This is a genomic window from Streptomyces sp. B6B3 (assembly GCF_039871525.1).
Classification (GTDB): Bacteria; Actinomycetota; Actinomycetes; order Streptomycetales; family Streptomycetaceae; genus Streptomyces.
Genome location: NZ_JBDPLU010000027.1, coordinates 41,727 through 58,434, shown reverse-complemented (window position 1 = coordinate 58,434; position 16,708 = coordinate 41,727). Strand labels below are relative to the sequence as shown.

The following is a 16,708-nucleotide window of genomic DNA, read 5'->3' as shown; positions in this document are numbered from 1 at the left end:
CGCCCGTCACCGGCGCGGACGACGCTCATTCTGACCATGGCATCGGGGACACGTCGGAGAACCGGGTCGATGGACGAAACACCTCGCCGTTCGATGACGCGGTGATCGCCATCGTCAGCTCCAGCACGTGAAGTGAGTGGTCGATGGGCAGATGCCGGCTGCTGCCCCGGACGACCCCCGACGCCAGCTCCGCGACGCCGCGGCTGAAGTCCATCGTGTGCACCCCCTCGTAGCGGTGCGGGTAGTCGCAGGGGCGCACCAGCGGGATCGTCTTGACCTCGTCGCCTCCCTCGTCCGAGAGGGTGACCTCCGCTCCGTAGTCCCAGAGGTCCGACACCGACAGCACACCCTCGTCCCCGATGATGCGCAGCGACCGGTCGGTGGGGGCCACGATGCTCGCCGTGAAGCGCCCGACGACGCCGCTGGTGAAACGAAGCCCCGCCGACGCGTAGTTGGGGGCCGCCGTCTGCTCCACCCCGGTCAGGTGGGGGTTGTCGCCGATATGCGCCGCATGAGCCACGACCTCCTCGACCGGTCCGAGAACGGCCGTCAGCCAGCTCAGGGCATAGGCGGCGTGCTCGACCGTGCATCCGGTTCGGAACTCGTCCGCATAGGGCCACGGCGCTCCGCTCACGCTGATCCAGTCCCGGAAGGGCATCCTGAGTATCGGCCCGTCGTCGAGCTGGGCGTACACGAGCCTCGGAGTCCCCACGAGCCCGTCCCGCACGGCCCGCCACACGGTCTGGGCGCTCTCGCCGAGCAGGCTGCACGGGGCGCTGGCGACCATCAGGCCGCGGTCGTCGGCGAGGCCGACCAGTTCCTGTGCCTCGGCCAACGACGACGCGAAGGGCTTCTCGACGTAGACGTGTTTGCCGGCGAGCAGAGCCGCGCGGGTCACATCGGCGTGGCTCCGCGGATTCGTCAGGTTTACGACGATTCCCACTTCCGGGTCAGCCAGCAGTTCGGCCAGCGAGGAGTACGCCGGAACAGCGTAGTGATGCCGGAAGGCGGCACGACGTGCCTCACTCCGATCATAGACCCCGACGAGTCGAATGTTCGAATGGTTGGGAAGGGTCGCGGCATAGAGGTCCGCGACGTATCCGCATCCTACGAAGGCTATCCCGATCACGCTTCCTCCAAGATGTTCGCGCTGAAAGCCGCCGAGGGAAGACGGGAAAACTGAAGGGAAAGGTCCAGAAGCCAACGGCGGGGCCGAGGGACGTCCGCACGGGCGCGGAGCAGCGCCCGGACCGAGCAGACGAAGAAGAGAGACCGGCACGAACTCGACGGGTATCGGCGGCTGGTGGAACTGCGGTCCCGCGTATCGTGCAGCAGCGTAGTGGACCAGACAGGCACCGTCCATCATCACGTGCCCCGCGCGGTTCCGGCGACAGGCCGGAACGCCTCGTTCGCAGGGCTCAGACGTCCGGCCCACCATCGAGCTCGCCGCGATCAGTGGCCCGCGCCAGGCTCACGTCGCGCGCTTCACCCGCCCAGACGCGGGGCAGCGAACGAGCCCCGACCAGTTGTGACTCAGCCAGGATTGGCGTTGAATGCAGCAACAGGCCGGGCGCTTTCCAGCAACGGCGGCGATTCCGCTGCCGTGTCGATTCGTGCTGCCCAGCCGAGGAACGAGAGCAGAGCACGCGCTTGACTCGTCTGGAGTTGCCGCATGAACTTCGCAGCCTTACCGGAGATTCCCACCAGGACATTCCACTGGGCCGCCGTGACAGACGACGGCAGCCTTTCACGATCCCCAGGGGGCATCCCATGAGCACCCCGCGTGGGGTCGCCGTGATAGGCGCGGGCTGGGCCGGTTGCACCGCGGCACGGATGCTCCACGACCGGGGACGCACCGTGCATGTCTTCGAGCGTGGCGGGGAGGTCGGCGGCCACTCCCGTGCCGAGCGGCTGAACGGCGTCGTGTTCGAGCCCAACGGCCCACATATTTTTCACACATCGAACCAGAAGGTCGCCGAGTTCGTCCAGCTCCACGGAATGCGGCGAAATTTCGAACACAAGGTGATCACCGAGATATTCCTCGACGACGCCGACGAGGAAGGCCACTTCCTCTCCTGGCCGCCACAGGTCGAGGAGTTACGCGCGTTGCCGATCTGGCCGGCCATCGAGAAGGAGTTGGCCGTTCTGCCCGCCACCCCGTCGCGGGCGAACCTCGCCGAGTACTGCGAGTCCCTCATGGGTCCGACCCTGTACCGGCTGTTCGTGCGGGACTACTCCATCAAGCAGTGGGGCCAGCACCCGTCCACGCTGTCCAGCACCTTCGGGCCGAAGCGGCTCGACCTGCGCACCGACGGCAACCGACGCCTGTTCCGCGACACCTGGGAGTTCTTTCCGCCCGCCGGCGCCCAGGAGGTGATCGAGAACATCGCCCGGCCGATACCCATCACTGTCGGCGCCACCCTCACCCTCGCCGATCTCGAGGACCTGGCCCGGGAGTTCGCCGCCGTGGTGGTGACCGCCGCGCTGGACGACTTCGTGCGACGTCCCGGGGAACTGGAGTGGCGAGGCATCCGCACCGTCTCCCGCTACACCCCGCTCGACGACCCGGACAGCACCCTGACCCCGGGGTACCAGGTGAACCGGCCCTCGCTGCGCCGGCCTTACACCAGAACCGTGGAGACCAAGCACGCCACCGGTCAACGCGTGCCCGCCACGGTGGTGACCGAGGAATATCCCGGGGCGCCCGCACGCCACTATCCCGTGCCGGGTCTCGACGGCGGGAACGAACGGCGCAACGCGGAACTGCGCGACGAGATCCGGGCGACCAGCCCGATCCCGGTCTTCTTCTGTGGACGACTCGCCAACTACCAGTACATCGACCAGGAAGAGGCCATCGCGCAGGGCATGGCGACGGCGGCGGAGATCGACCTTCACCTGGGGTGACGGCCGTCGCGTTCCCGCGCTCCCCCACGCCGGAGCACCCCAGTGACCTCCTTCTCAGGACGAGCCTTCAGAAAGGAGCGGGACATGTCGCCTGCCGAGATCAGGCCACCCGTGGTTTCGGTCCTCATGCCCACGTACCGGCAGGGCGCCTTCATCGCCCGGGCGCTGGGCAGCCTGTTCGACCAGTCGTACCAGGACTTCGAGGTCGTGATCGTCAACGACGGGTCCGACGACGACACGGAGGACCAGGTTCTCGCCTACGACGACCCCCGGATCCGGTACATCGCGTGGGCGGAGAACCGCGGGCTCGGGGCCGCGCTCAACGCGGCCACCGCGGCCGCGGGGGGCGACCTCCTCTGCTACCTGCCCTCCGACGACCACTACGACCCCGACCATCTGGAAACCTGTGTGACGACGCTGCGCGACCGGCCCGACGCGGGACTGGTCTACTCCGGGGTTCGGTGGGTCCGACGGGACGAGGACGTGGCCTGGGGACCGGCCGAGGAGTCGGCGACGCTGCGCGAGGACGTCCCGGTCGGTGGGGAGGACCGCATCCACACCGCTATGGGACCCGAGGTCATCTCGCGACTGGACGTGCGGAGCGGCAACTTCCTCGCTCTCGTCCAGGTGATGCACAGGCGGAGCCTCACGGAGGGCGTCCGCTGGCGGGAGCGGACGGAGATCGTGTCCGACTCCCTGGAGGTCGACTTCTGGTCGGCGCTCCTCAAACGAGGCGTGACGTTCGCGTACACCGGCTCGGCGACTTGCGAGTGGGGGGACCACCCCGACCAACGCCACAAGATCATCTCCGGCCGGGGAACCGACACCAACCAGCTCAGCCACGGGTACGGCATCTCCCGGTACCGGCAGTTCTACCGCGTGCCGTCCGGCCAGCTGCTGAACTGGCAGCCGGTGCGAGAGGGCATTCCGATCGACGAGAGGACGAGGTACGGCGGAGTCGCGCCGGCGGCTCGGTCGACCGGGCGAACCGGCATGCGGATCCTCGTCACCGGGGCCATGGCCTACGGCCCGGAGCAGCTCGTCGCGCTGGAGGAGGCCGGCCACCGACTGGCCGGGCTGTGGTCGGAGAAGCCACACTTCTGGGAGACCGGCGGGCCGCTCCCGTTCGGGGACATCACCTGGATCCCCGATGACGCGCACTGGCAGGACCGCGTCCGTGAGTTCGCGCCGGACGTCGTCTACGGCCTGATGAACTGGCCCAACCTTCCGCTGCTGCACAGGGTCTGGCGGGCAGGACTCGCACCCTTCGTCGTTCACTTCAAGGAAAGCCCCATGGCCGCCATGCAGACCGGCATGTGGCCCATGCTGCGGGACCTGATGCTGCGCAGCGCGGGGCGCGTCTTCCACTCGGAGGACCTCCAGGAGTGGTTCAGGCGGACGATCGGCCCTTCGATGCCCGAGGGCCCGAGCATCGTCATGGACGGCGACCTCCCGAAGCGGGACCTCATGACCAACGAGTGGGCACCCGCCCTTTCGGATCTGTCCGAGGACCCGGAGGAGACGCACACCGTCTGCATCGGTCGGATCTTCCTGGAGCCCATGGCCGAGCTGGCGAAGCGGAAGATCCATGTCCACCACTACGGTGCGCTCTACCGCCGTTGGGCCTCCGGCTGGACGGCTGAGGCAGGGGACAACGCCTGTCTGCACCCGCACGCGCGGGTGGGGCCGCAGGACTGGGTGCGGGAGCTGTCGCGGTACGACGCGGCCTGGCTCTACGTCTTCTCCAGCTCGAACCGCGGCAACATCCGCAGCGCGTCCTGGGAGGACCTGAACTATCCCGCCCGGCTGCACACCTACGCGCTCGCGGGTCTGCCGTGGATCCAGCGCGACAACACCGGTCATGTCGTCAGCACGGAGAGGCTGGCCAGGGAGTTGGGGGTCGGGATCCTCTACCGGGACGTCGATCACCTCGCGGAACTCCTCCGGGAGGAGAAGAGGACCAGGAGGTCTCGAACCAGCATGAGGGCGGCGCGTGAGGCGTTCACCTTCGACTACCACGTACCTCGATTGACCGAGTTCTTCCGGTCGCTCACCGACTAACGCCACCGGGAAGGTAACGGCAGCCCAGATGTGTGCAGACACCGTGACAACCGCTCCCCGTCCCGCCCACGACGACGACCGCGACGCCCTCTGGCGGGACACCTCGTGCGAGCCGGCCGCACGGGTGGCCGATCTCATCGCCCGGATGACGTTGCACGAGAAGATCGCCCAACTCGGCGGGCTCTGGGTGAGCGCGTGCGTCGACGGCTCGGGCGTGACCCCGCACCAGCCCAACGACTTCGTCCCCGACGACCTCGTCTGGGTCACCGCCGAGTGGAGCGACGCCATCCGCCACGGCCTCGGCCAGCTCACCCGCGCCTTCGGCTCCAAGCCCGTGCACCCGGTCGCGGGGGTACGGGCCCTCGCCAACGCGCAGCGTGAGATCGTCGCCAGCAACCGGTTCGGCATCCCCGGCGTCGCCCACGAGGAGTGTCTCGCCGGGCTGCACACGTGGGGCGCCACGGTGTATCCGGTTCCGCTCGCCTGGGGCGCGTCGTTCGACCCGCAGCTGGTGCGCCGCATGGCGGAGGCGATCGGCACCGGAATGCGGACGATCGGCGTGCACCAGGGGCTCGCGCCGGTCGTCGACGTCGTGCGCGACCTGCGCTGGGGCAGGGTGGAGGAGACCATCGGCGAGGATCCCTATCTGGTGGGCCTGATCGGCTCCGCCTACGTCAGGGGCCTGGAGTCCGCTGGAATCGTCGCCACGCTCAAACACTTCGCCGCGCATTCGGCCTCCCGGGCCGGCCGCAACCTCGCGCCCGTTCCGATGGGCACCCGCGAGGTCGCCGACGTGATGCTGGTCCCGTTCGAGATGGCGCTGCGGCTCGGAGGCGCGCGATCCGTCATGGCCACCTACACGGAGATCGACGGGATACCCACGATCGCCGACGAAGAGTTGCTCACCGGGCTGCTGCGCGATGCCTGGGGATTCGACGGCACCGTGGTGGCCGACTACAACGCCATCTCCATCCTCGAACAGCTGCACCGGGTCGCCGACGGCCCCGGGGACGCGGGGGCGCAGGCGCTCACCGCCGGCGTGGACGTCGAACTGCCCAACGCCAACTGCTACGGGGAGCCGCTGGTCGAGCGGGTGCGTTCAGGCGACCTCGACGAGGCGCTCGTGAACCGCGCGCTGGAGCGGGTGCTCCGGCAGAAGTGCGAGCTCGGGCTCCTCGACCCGGGCTGGCAGCCGACGCCGGACATCCTCGCCGACGGTCGGATCGACACCCTCGACCTCGATCCGCCCGGCGACCGCGCGCTGGCGCGCACGCTGGCCGAGGAGTCGATCGTGCTCCTCGCCAACGACGCGGGTCTGCTTCCCCTCATGTCACCGGGGAAGGTCGCTGTCGTGGGCCCTCTGGCCGACGATCCACTGGCGCTCCACGGCTGCTATTCCTTCGAGTCCAACGTCGGCCAGGCGTATCCCGACTGGGAGATGGGCATCACCGTCCCGACCGTCCTGCAGGCGCTGGTCGACGAACTCGACGCGGAGTCGGTCGTGCACGCGGAGGGGTGCCCCGTGCAGGAGGAGGTCCGCTCCGGCATCGCCCCCGCCGCGGCCGTGGCCCGCGAGGCGGACGTGTGCGTCCTGGTGCTCGGAGACCGTTCCGGGCTCTTCGGCCGGGGCACCTCGGGAGAGGGCAGTGACGTCCAGGACCTGAGGTTTCCCGGCGTGCAACAGGAACTCCTGGACGCCGTGCTGGAGACCGGGGTGCCGGTGGTCCTCGTCATGCTGAGCGGCAGACCGTACGCGCTCGGCGGATCAGCCGAACGCGCGGCGGCGATCGTGCAGACCTTCTTCCCCGGGGAGGAGGGGGCCACCGCCCTCGCCCGCGTACTCAGCGGTCGGGTCAGCCCGTCCGGGCGGCTACCGGTGAGCGTGCCGCGAGACACAGGCGGCCAGCCGGGTACCTACCTGGGGCCTCCGCTGGTCCACGCCACCGTGGAGAGCTGCCTGGACCCGACCCCGCTCTATCCGTTCGGTCACGGTCTGTCATACACCACGTTCTCGTACTCGGATCTGTCCCTACCCGAGACCTGTCCCGTGGACGGCGCAATCGAGGTCTCCTGCACGGTGGCGAACACGGGCGGTCGGGACGGCGCGGAGGTCGTCCAGCTCTACCTGAGCGATCCGGTCGCCCAGGTGACCCGGCCGGTCAGGCAACTCGTCGGCTTCGCGCGGGTCGAGCTCGCGGCGGGGCACCGCGGCCGCGTCCGGTTCCAGCTCCACGCCGACCGCACCTCCTTCACCGGCCGCGCCGGCCGGCGCATCGTCGAACCGGGCCGGGTGGACGTCCACATCGGCGGGTCGAGCGCCGGCGCCCGTTTGGAGGGCAGCTACCTGCTCACCGGCCGGCTCCGCGAGACCGGTCGTGACCGCGTCCTCGACACACCGGTGACGGTCTCGGACCTGGCTCCCGACGTCCGGCGCGGTCGGCAGGAGGTCGGCCCGGCGAACAAAGGATGAAAGCCGGGTGAAAGCGCCCATCGGCACCATCGTCGAACGCGGGATCGGACCAACTCCCGCGTCGACACGATCGCCGTGAGAGCGCCGGAGGTGACCCGCGATGCCCGTGCCCGTCACCTCTGTCGCCGCCCAGGTCGACCGGTGCCGTCGGCGACGGACCCACGGCCCTGGCACAGGAGATCCGACGGACCGGTGGCCGGAGCGGCCTGCTGCGGCCACCGGGCCCCATGTGGTCGTCGGCGCCGTCTCCCCCCGGAACAGAGCGCGCTCTCCCTTTCAGGCAGGGCGGGCAGAGCGCGCTCGGCAGTTCCGTGTTGACGACGGACCGGCACCGCACCGCGTGCGCCGCAAGGCGACGCGCACCTTCACCCGCAGGTTGACGACATACGGATTCGCGTGCGACGCGACGCGTGGCCGCTGATTGAAACGAGCAGAACGCCATTCCGGATCTGTCGAGGGTTGTGTCAATCGCAGGGAGTCTGATGAAAATTCAGGAGAGCATAAAGAGTTCAGTCCACACCGGCCCGTCAGCGATCCGATCCCCCGAACGAGGTCTTCCCACAGCCCTCGTTCCGGTCGATCTCCTGACGCCCGGAGAATGCGTGCGGCTGACCGGGATAGACGAATCCCACGTCAACCTTCTCGTTGAGACACAGGCCCAGTTACCACCGATCCTTGTTCACCGCGAGACGATGCGTGTCATCGACGGAGCCCACCGCCTGGTCGCGGCGAAGAGGCTCGGACACGAGACGATAGCCGTGCGCTTCTTCGACGGCAGCGAGGACGACGCCTTCGTCACGGCGGTGCGACTCAACGTCGCACACGGCCTGCCCCTGACTCTGGCGGACCGACGGGCGGCCGCCGCCCGGGTCGTCGAGGTGCACGCCGAGTGGTCGGACCGCAAGATCGCCGGGGTCGTCGGCCTGTCGCCCAAGACCGTCGGTGTCGTCCGTAGATCGTCAACTGAGGAAATTCCTCAGTCGCGCGCACGAGTCGGCCGGGACGGGAGGCTGCGCCGCCTCCCGGAGCGAAGGCGAAGCGGCGCACCCCCGACGTTCGGAGCCTCCGACGATCCGGTCGACCGGCCGTCCGAGGAGGGACCAGCGCCGCGGGCCGCGACGGTGGACGCGACGGTGGAGGAGCCAGCGCCAGTCCGACCGGCCACCTCCCACAAGTCGTTGGCGGATCGCAGACCCGGTGAGGACGTCACCACGCTCCAGCGGCTGGCCCGGGACCCCGCACTGCGCATGTCCGATTCGGGCAGGTTTCTACTCCGGTTGCTGAGCATGCACTTCACGGGGATCAGCGCTCGGGAACAGCTGCTCACGGATGTTCCGCCACACTGCGCCGACCGTCTCGCCGACCTGGCCCGGCAGTGCGCCGAGGGGTGGCTGGAGTTCGCCGAGCGGATGGCGAGTCACGGCATCACGGGGACCATCGTCGCGTCCGGTGGCGTCGAGGCACCCGCCGGCACCGACGCGCGCGGTGGAGTCAGCCAAGCGCCGCGGGCCGCCTGGCCGGCGTGAACCGGCACCCCACGACCTCTCATCCCCCACGTCAGACCTCGTGTGAGAAGTGCCTCCGGCAACGGCCAAACCAGCCAGGGGCACTTCTCGCACGTCTACCCCCGGTTGGCCACCGCCCTTCGCGTGGCGGATCACCTCCCACGAATTATGATAGGCCCGCCCGCGGGGTTCCCGCAGCGCTTACCGACTTTCGAGAGCACATCGAGCCACTTCCGGCCGATTCCCAGGAAAGATGCGGCTGTTGACCGACCCGGTCCAGCATGTAAGGATGCGCCTCGGTGAGCGAATTCGGCGGGCGCCGTCCTGCTATTCGCGAGTTTTCTCCCACACTGCCAGAGGATGAATCCGGGCCGGCTCCGCCGTAGCGGGGACTGGTTGGATCGGGCGATTCCACGCCCCCCGACCTCGCCCATGAGCAATACGGTCGCGTGCGGAAACGGAGTGCGCCAGTGTTTCGTCAGGAGCGCGAGGATACTTCCTCCACGCCGAAGGCCACCCTTCACGCGCTGTTCGAGCACCACGCCGGACGAGCGCCCGAGGCGACGGCCTCCTCCTCGGGAGACCGCGTCCTGACCTACGGCGAGCTGAACGGTCGGGCGAACCAGATGGCATGGCGTCTTCGCGAACTGGGTGTCGGGCCCGACGTGCTGGTCGGGATCTGCGTCGAGCGGTCGGTGGACATGCTGGTAGGTCTGCTGGCCATCCTCAAGGCAGGTGGCGCCTATGTCCCCCTGGATCCCCATCTCCCGGCGAGACGGCTGGCGTTCATGTGCCGGGACAGCGCGGCCCACGTCATCGTCACCCAGAAGCGGCTGGCTCCGCTGCTGCCCGCGTCCGAAGCCGCGGTCCTCGTCCTGGACGATGACCGCGGTCGATACCCGTCCGAGAATCTCCCCGCCGTGTGCGGTCCCGAGAACGTCGCCTACGTGTGCTACACCTCCGGGTCCACCGGCACCCCGAAGGGCGTCCTGACCACCCACCGCAACGTGATCAACCTGGTGACGGACCAGAACTACGTCACCGTCACGCCGAACGACCGGGTGGCCGCGCTGGCCACGCTGTCGTTCGACGCCTCCACGTTCGAGATATGGGGGCCGCTGACCAACGGAGCCGAGTGCGTCGTCTACACGTTCGCCGGAGAGGACATCGCCAGCCTCTGCGAGAGGATCCGACGCGACGCGGTCTCGGTTCTCCACCTGACGAGCCCCGTGTTCCGGCTGCTGCGGCCCGAGCACTTCCGGGCACTCGCGGGAGTGCACACCCTGCTGTTCGGCGGCGACTCCGTCCGGTCCTCCCTCGGCCAAGCCGCGGGCGAGGCGTTCCCCGGAAACCTCGTGCACCTCTACGGGCCGACCGAGACGACGGGATTCGCGACGTTCCACGACCTCCGCTCGACGACCGAACCGGCCGCGTTGACGCCGATCGGGCGGCCGATCCGCGACGTCCACGCCTGCGTTCTCGGGCCCGACGGCCAGCCCGTCCCGGACGGCGAGGTCGGGGAACTGCACATCGGCGGGCACGGCGTGGCCCGCGGCTACCTGAACCGCCCGGGGCTCACGGCCGAACGTTTTCCGCCTGACGCCGGCGCCGCACCCTCCGGCCGCCGGTACCGGACCGGAGACCTGGTCCGACGGGACGGGGAGGGGGTGCTGCACTTCCTCGGCCGCCTTGACCGCCAGGTCAAGGTGCGGGGATATCGGGTCGAGCCGGGAGAGATCGAGCAGGCACTGACCCGGCACCCGCTGGTGGACGACGCCGTCGTCCTGGCGCGTGACGACGGCTCCGGGGACAGACGGCTCGACGCCTACGTGGTTCCTGCGCACCCGGGCACCGCGACGGAACCGAGGGACGTCGAGCACTCACACGTCGCCGACTGGCGCCATGTGTTCGATCTGGTCCAGGGGACCGGTCCCGCGTCCGACGAGCCACCGGAGGAGGACTTCACGGGGTGGAACAGCAGTTTCGACGGAACCCCGATACCGGCGGCACACATGCGGGAGTGGGTGAGGACCACCGTCTCCCGGATCGCGGAGACCAGCCCGCGGAGCGTGCTCGAGATCGGCTGTGGCGTCGGTCTGCTGCTGTTCCAGCTGGTCCCCAGGGTCGAGCGGTACGCGGGCACGGACTTCTCCGGTGAGACCCTGCGGCTGCTGAGGCAGCGGCTGGACTCGCGCGCTCCGGCTGGCGACGTCCAGCTCCTGCAGTGCGAGGCGACCGACCCTCGCGGCTTCGAACTCGTCGAACCCGACACCGTGGTCATCAACTCGGTCTCCCAGTACATGCCGAGCGCCGAGTATCTGGAACAGACGCTCGACCTGGCGGTGGCGTCCGTCCGTGAGGGCGGCACGGTGTTCGTGGGCGACGTCCGCAACCTACTGCTCGCCGAGCCCTTCCACGCGGCCGTCGCGGTCGCCGCCCGTCACCCGTTGACCATGGTCGAGGCCGTCCGCACCAAGCTGTCGAGGTCGCTCGCGGAGGACGACGAGATGCTGCTCGCGCCGCGGTTCTTCGTGGACTTCGCGCGCCGCCACGGGGACGTGAGCGGCGTGCGCGTCATGCCACGGCGCGGGCGCCACCTGAACGAGATGACGGCGTACCGCTACGACGTCGTCCTCGACGTCGGGCACCGGCACCGCGCCACGACGACGCCGGCGGGCGATCCGCCGGCGGAGCTGACGTCGATCGACTGGCGGTCGACGATCCTCGACCTGTCCCGGCTCCCCCGGGTGCTCGACGACTCCCAGGACGCGCAGCTCCTGCTGCGCGACGTCCCCAACGGTCGCCTCTCCGAGGCTCTCGCGGCGGCGCACACCATCAGGCACGCGGCACCGACCGCCCGCTGGACCGACGCGCACGAGGGCCCCGCGGACGGTCAGCACGGGATCTGCCCCGAAGAGCTGCACGCCGTGGCACACGACGCCGGATACGGCGCGGAGCTCAGCTGGGTCTCCTGCTCCGAGACCGGGGACTACGACGTGCTCCTGACCCGGAAGGGCGCCGACGTCGTCTGGACCCCGTGGGACCTCGCCGACCGGCTCGCGGCGGACGGTGCCGCGCGGACCGAGACGGCCAGCCACCCGGTGCGGAAGCGCACGCAGCGGCAGGACCAGCGGCGGCTCGCGGTCGAGCTCCGCGGGCACGTGGAGGAGACGCTGCCCAGGCACCTGCACCCTGCCTCCTTCACCGTGATTCCGAGCATCCCCCTCACTGCGAATCTCAAGGTCGACGACACCCGGTTGCCGCCGCCGGCGGAGGACGGGCGGGCACGGGCGCGGGAGACTCCGGCCGGGCCCCGCAGCACCGTGGAGTCCACGATGGTCACGCTGTGGAGCGAGGCGCTCGGCGTCGCCGAGGTGGGCATCGACGACAGTTTCTTCGATCTGGGTGGCGACTCGATCGCGGCGGTTCGGGTGGCGGCCGCGACCGCGCGGTGGACCGGCCGGAAGGTGGCCGTCAGCGACCTGTTCCGGCATCCGACGATCCGACAGCTGGCCGCGCTGGTGGCGAAGAACGAGCCGTAGGCCACCGAGCGTCGACGCGATCCCCGACGCGGGCCGGCGCACCGGATCGTCCTGACAGCACAGGATCCGTTTCAGACAAGGGAGAGACACTCATGACCACGGCCAGTCGCCCACCTGATCTGACGCTGAGTCACATTGAGTTCGCCGTCGAGGCGGAGTCGGGCGGCACCCGGCGGTTACTCGAGGACTTCGGCTTCACCGTTCTGGGCTCCCGCACCAGGGAGCAGGCGTCGCACGGAGCCTCGCGCGTCACCGTGCTGCAGTCGGGCTCGGGCACCCCCATGGTCCTCACCGAGGCCCTCTCCAACGAGCATCCGGGAGCCGGCTATCTGGCGGCGCACGGCGAGGGCGTGGCGGACATCGCCTTCAGCACCCCGGACGCGGTCGCCGCCTACCGTCACGCGACCGCGGCCGGCGGAACCGGCCTGACGGAGCCCCAGGAGATCGAGGGTGTCGTCCGCTGCCAGGTGCGGGCCTTCGGCGACGTGGTCCACACCATCTACCAGACCGACGGCGCCCATCCCCTCGAACTGACGGAGGGCGTCACCTTGACGGCGTCGGCGGACGAACCGCCCGGCGACCTCGGACGGGTGGACCACATCGCCGTGTGCCTCGCCTCCGGCGACCTGGCTCCCGTCGTCGAGCAGTACACCAACGCCCTCGGCTTCGCCGTCATCTTCGAGGAGCGGGTCCAGGTCGGCGACCAGGCGATGAACTCCAAGGTGGTGCAGGGCGGGAACGGTCGGCTGACCCTGACCCTCCTCGAGCCCGACGAGGACGCGCTCCCGGGACAGATCGACGACTTCCTCAAGGATCACGGGGACGCCGGCGTCCAACACGTGGCGCTGGAGTCGGCGGACATCGTCGCGGCGGTGCGGCGGCTGAAGGGTGTGGGCGTGCCGTTCCTGACGCCGGTGCCGGCGTACTACGAGATCGCCGGCGGGCGGATCAGGCCCTCCAGCCATGCCATCGCCGACCTGTCAGCGCAGGGCATCCTGTTCGACGAGGATCACGACGGCCAGCTCTACCAGATCTTCACCCGCTCCCTGCACCCTCGGGGGACCCTCTTCTTCGAGATCGTGGAGCGCGCCGGTGCCCGCACTTTCGGCTCGGGCAACATCCGGGCGCTGTACGAATCCGTCGAGATCAGCCGAACCGGCAGCGCGCCCGGCCCTCGCCAGGAGGAGACCTAGGTGGCCCCGGAGCCGACGTCGGCCGCCGGCCCTCGACGCGCCGAGCTGACCGGTGCCCGGGGCGACGAGAGCCGGCGGGGCGGGGATCATTCGACGGCCGTCCCGCTGACCCGGGCGCAGAGGTTCCAGTGGTTCGTCGAGAAGGGACTCGTCGAGGCCGTGCGCCCGTTGCCGGAACCACTGCGGGACTCGACCGCCGAGGGCTCGGTGCGTCGTGTGGTCCGCTCCCTGGTGGAACGCCATGAGATCCTGCGGACCTCCGTGGAGCAGGTCGACGGCGAACTGCGGCAACGGGTGCATGGTGCGGGCCCGGCGCTGGCCGTGGTCGACCTGGCCCCGGAGGAGGGCGCCGCACAGGCGCTGTCCAGGCTCGCGGGCGAGTACCGGAGGAAGCGGCAGGGCCTCGTCGGGGACTTCCTGGTTCGGTTCTACCTGCTCAGGTCCGGAGACCGAGGCTGGCTGGCGATGCTCGCCGACAACGTGGCCGTCGACGCGAACTACCACACCGTGATCGACGGCGAGCTGACGGAGCTGTTCGCCGCGCGGACCGGGCAGGTACCAGGTGCGACACGCCAACGGGGCACGGACATGCAGCCCGTGGAGCTCGCCCGGTGGGAGGCCGGCCGGAACGGCCAAGCCGAACGGACCGACGCCCTGCGCTACCTGCGGGGCCATTTCGCGACCGCGCCGGCACGTCTGCACGCCGCCCAACACGTCGGGGAGCGGCCCGCGGGCCGCTACTATCGGTGCACCCTCGGCCTGGACCACGCGGACGGCCTTCTGGCGCGCGTGATGTCGAGCACCGATCTGGTGCCCTCAGCCGTGATTCTGGCCGCCTTCGCACAGCTGTTGTGCTGGCGGAGCGAGAGCGACGCCTGTGTCGTCAACGTCTCGTTGGACAACCGCCACAGCCCCGAACTGCGCAGCGTCCTCGGCGCCACCGCACAGCGCACCCCCGTGACCTGTGTGCCGCGGGACGGGTCGCTGATCGCCACCGCCGCCGGGATCCAGGAAACGCTGTCCCAGGGGTATCCGGCGTACGGCAGGTACGAGCCGTTCGATCTCTTCCAGGAACGGGTCCGGGCCCAACACCGCAGAGGCGTCTGCCTGACCACGGACCTGGCGTTCAACTTCGTCCCGCCTCCCCAGGGGTGGGGCGCGCTGTTCTCCGCGGCCGGGGGTGGGCCCGGCCCCTCCCCGGATATGAGGACGGAGGTCAGGTGCGCCACGACGGACGAGACCTCCTATGTCTACGGTGCCAGCCTGACGGTGCGGTGGTCGGACTCCGGATCGGCGGAGCTTTCCGTGCACGGCGACACGGAGGTGCTGCCCCCGACCCAGTGCGCGGCCCTGCTGCGCGGCATCGAGGCCATGCTGCGAAGCACCGCGATGGGCCTGGATCCGGCCCCTGACGAGGTCGCGGGGGAGGTCGCCCTGGGTCGACGGGAACGGCTCCCGCACGAGACGCGCGCGGGCGGCCGATGGATCGATCTCGGAGCGATCAGGGACCGGCTGCTCGGCATGTCCGACGTGCGGGCGGTCGACGTCGAGACCGTCAGCCGCCCCGCCGAGACCGCGCGGCTCATGGCACGCGTCGTGGTCGCGGAGGGCTCGGAGCTCACCGAGTTCGACCTTCGGGAGGCGCTGTTGGAGGCGGTGGACGTCGGTGAGGTCCTGGTGACGCCGGACTGGTACGAGATCGTCGGCGAGGCCCGGACCGGCGCCGACCGTGTCGAGGACGCGACGCGACGGCGGGGCGGCGACGGGCACGCGACGGAGCGACGGCCCGTCAGGACCAGCGCGGAGGAGGCCGTCCGGCGTGCCCTGGAGAAGTCCCAGCAGGTGCGCGATCCCGATCTGGACCTCTGCTACGTCAGGGCGGGCGGCCGACTCGAACGGTATCCGGCGTTCGCGGACCGGCTGGTCGAGCGCGGCTATGTTCCTCCCGGTTTCGCGCTCCTGAGCGGCATGACCACACTCCGCTCCGTGGCTCGGAACCTGGTCGAAACCCCCTCCCCGGCCCGTAATAGCAGGGCTCTTCGTTGACACGACTTTACTGGCTCAATAGCATCACCAAGCAGAGTCGTTCCACCTTCCAGTCGCCTTCGCACGACGCGAAGAATTCAGTGGGGAGATATGCGCCCTAGGGAAGACGTGCTCACTCAGGAAGAAGTGAAGACCTTCTGGCAGGAAGGCTACCTCAGGGTTCGCGGGGTGTTGTCCACGGAAGAGGTCCAGCACTTCCGCCGGCTGATCCTGGATCTACTACCACGCGATTTGACCATCCCGGACCACTGGGAGTCCTTCGACGGCCGGATAAAGCCGTTCTATACTCCCGGGAACCAGACCTTCGATGGCCCGGACTTCATCCCGCTGCATCAGAACGAGAAGCTCTACAGGGTGATGGCCCAGCTGTTCGAGTACCCGAGGCTCCGAGTCGGGGACGGCTCGATCGGGATAACGATTCGGAATGACGCCGCGCACGGCGAACTGAGCCAGGATCTCCACCTCGATCCGGCGGTTCCCGAAGAGGCTGAGCAGTTCCTCTTCACTCCCGAGGAGATCGAGATAGGCGGCTGTTACTACCTGACCGACGTCGAGTCCGGGGGCGGTGGCATACACGTCGTCCCGCGCGGTCACTGCATCGTCGAGGAAGAAGCCGGGGCGGTCCCGGGTGGCCGGCAGCTGCATGACAAATGGCGAAGCATCAGCCATCTGGAGAGCGTCGAGGTGACCGGGCGGGCCGGCGACTTCATCCTCATGCATCATCTGATGCCGCACGGCGCGTCGCACAACCGTCGGCCGACGACCCGCCTCGCGCAGTTCTTCCGCTATGTGCGGGACGATCAGCCCCACGGCCTGGGCGCCCTACGGCCCGAGGGCTACTTCAGCAACCTGCAGGTCGAGGCCATGAGTCCGCTGGGCCGCAAACTACTCGGGGTCGACGCCTGGTAGACGTCCAGGCCGCCCGGCCCCCGCCACGCCGGCTCGGGAGCGGCACACGTAGCCGATCTCCGGCGTGCGTCGACGGCT

Annotated in this window: 10 protein-coding genes; 8 read left to right on the top strand and 2 right to left on the bottom strand. The window is 69.5% G+C overall.

Annotated features, from left to right (window positions below):
• Window positions 1-25: 25 nt before the first annotated feature.
• Together ABGB06_RS34850 and ABGB06_RS34845 are read right to left on the bottom strand one after the other, a co-directional pair.
• On the bottom strand, window positions 26-1,129 hold the full coding sequence (locus ABGB06_RS34850; RefSeq protein WP_347598001.1) for a Gfo/Idh/MocA family oxidoreductase: 1,104 nt from the start codon (window positions 1,127-1,129) through the stop codon (window positions 26-28).
• 404 nt (window positions 1,130-1,533) lie between these two features.
• Window positions 1,534-2,067, bottom strand: a complete 534-nt coding sequence (locus ABGB06_RS34845) for a hypothetical protein (protein ID WP_347597998.1) — start codon at window positions 2,065-2,067, stop codon at window positions 1,534-1,536.
• On the opposite strand from ABGB06_RS34845, the gene ABGB06_RS34840 reads away from it, so the two are divergent.
• The 8 genes from ABGB06_RS34840 to ABGB06_RS34805 all read left to right on the top strand — a co-directional run bounded on the left by ABGB06_RS34840 (window position 2,023) and on the right by ABGB06_RS34805 (window position 16,630).
• On the top strand, window positions 2,023-2,904 hold the full coding sequence (locus ABGB06_RS34840; protein ID WP_347597995.1) for a UDP-galactopyranose mutase: 882 nt from the start codon (window positions 2,023-2,025) through the stop codon (window positions 2,902-2,904). The genes ABGB06_RS34845 and ABGB06_RS34840 overlap by 45 nt on opposite strands.
• Before the next feature lie 84 nt (window positions 2,905-2,988).
• Window positions 2,989-4,965 carry a glycosyltransferase family A protein gene (locus tag ABGB06_RS34835; RefSeq protein ID WP_347597992.1) on the top strand — a complete coding sequence of 659 codons (1,977 nt, stop codon included), beginning with the start codon at window positions 2,989-2,991 and terminating at the stop codon, window positions 4,963-4,965.
• Window positions 4,966-5,008: 43 nt separating this feature from the next.
• The gene (locus ABGB06_RS34830) at window positions 5,009-7,435 is read left to right on the top strand and encodes a glycoside hydrolase family 3 N-terminal domain-containing protein (protein ID WP_347597989.1); all 2,427 of its coding nucleotides are present in this window, start codon (window positions 5,009-5,011) and stop codon (window positions 7,433-7,435) included.
• A gap of 482 nt (window positions 7,436-7,917) precedes the next feature.
• Window positions 7,918-8,961: a ParB/RepB/Spo0J family partition protein gene (locus tag ABGB06_RS34825; RefSeq protein WP_347597986.1), complete on the top strand. Its 1,044-nt coding sequence runs from the start codon at window positions 7,918-7,920 to the stop codon at window positions 8,959-8,961.
• Between the two features lie 449 nt (window positions 8,962-9,410).
• Entirely contained in the window at window positions 9,411-12,482 is a 3,072-nt protein-coding gene (locus tag ABGB06_RS34820) for an amino acid adenylation domain-containing protein (protein WP_347597983.1), read from the top strand.
• Between the two features lie 92 nt (window positions 12,483-12,574).
• On the top strand, window positions 12,575-13,675 hold the full coding sequence (gene hppD / locus ABGB06_RS34815) for a 4-hydroxyphenylpyruvate dioxygenase (protein ID WP_347597980.1): 1,101 nt from the start codon (window positions 12,575-12,577) through the stop codon (window positions 13,673-13,675).
• Window positions 13,676-15,721 carry a condensation domain-containing protein gene (locus ABGB06_RS34810; protein WP_347597977.1) on the top strand — a complete coding sequence of 682 codons (2,046 nt, stop codon included), beginning with the start codon at window positions 13,676-13,678 and terminating at the stop codon, window positions 15,719-15,721.
• A 108-nt stretch (window positions 15,722-15,829) separates the two neighbouring features.
• Window positions 15,830-16,630, top strand: a complete 801-nt coding sequence (locus ABGB06_RS34805; RefSeq protein ID WP_347597974.1) for a phytanoyl-CoA dioxygenase family protein — start codon at window positions 15,830-15,832, stop codon at window positions 16,628-16,630.
• The last annotated feature ends 78 nt before the right edge of the window (window positions 16,631-16,708 follow it).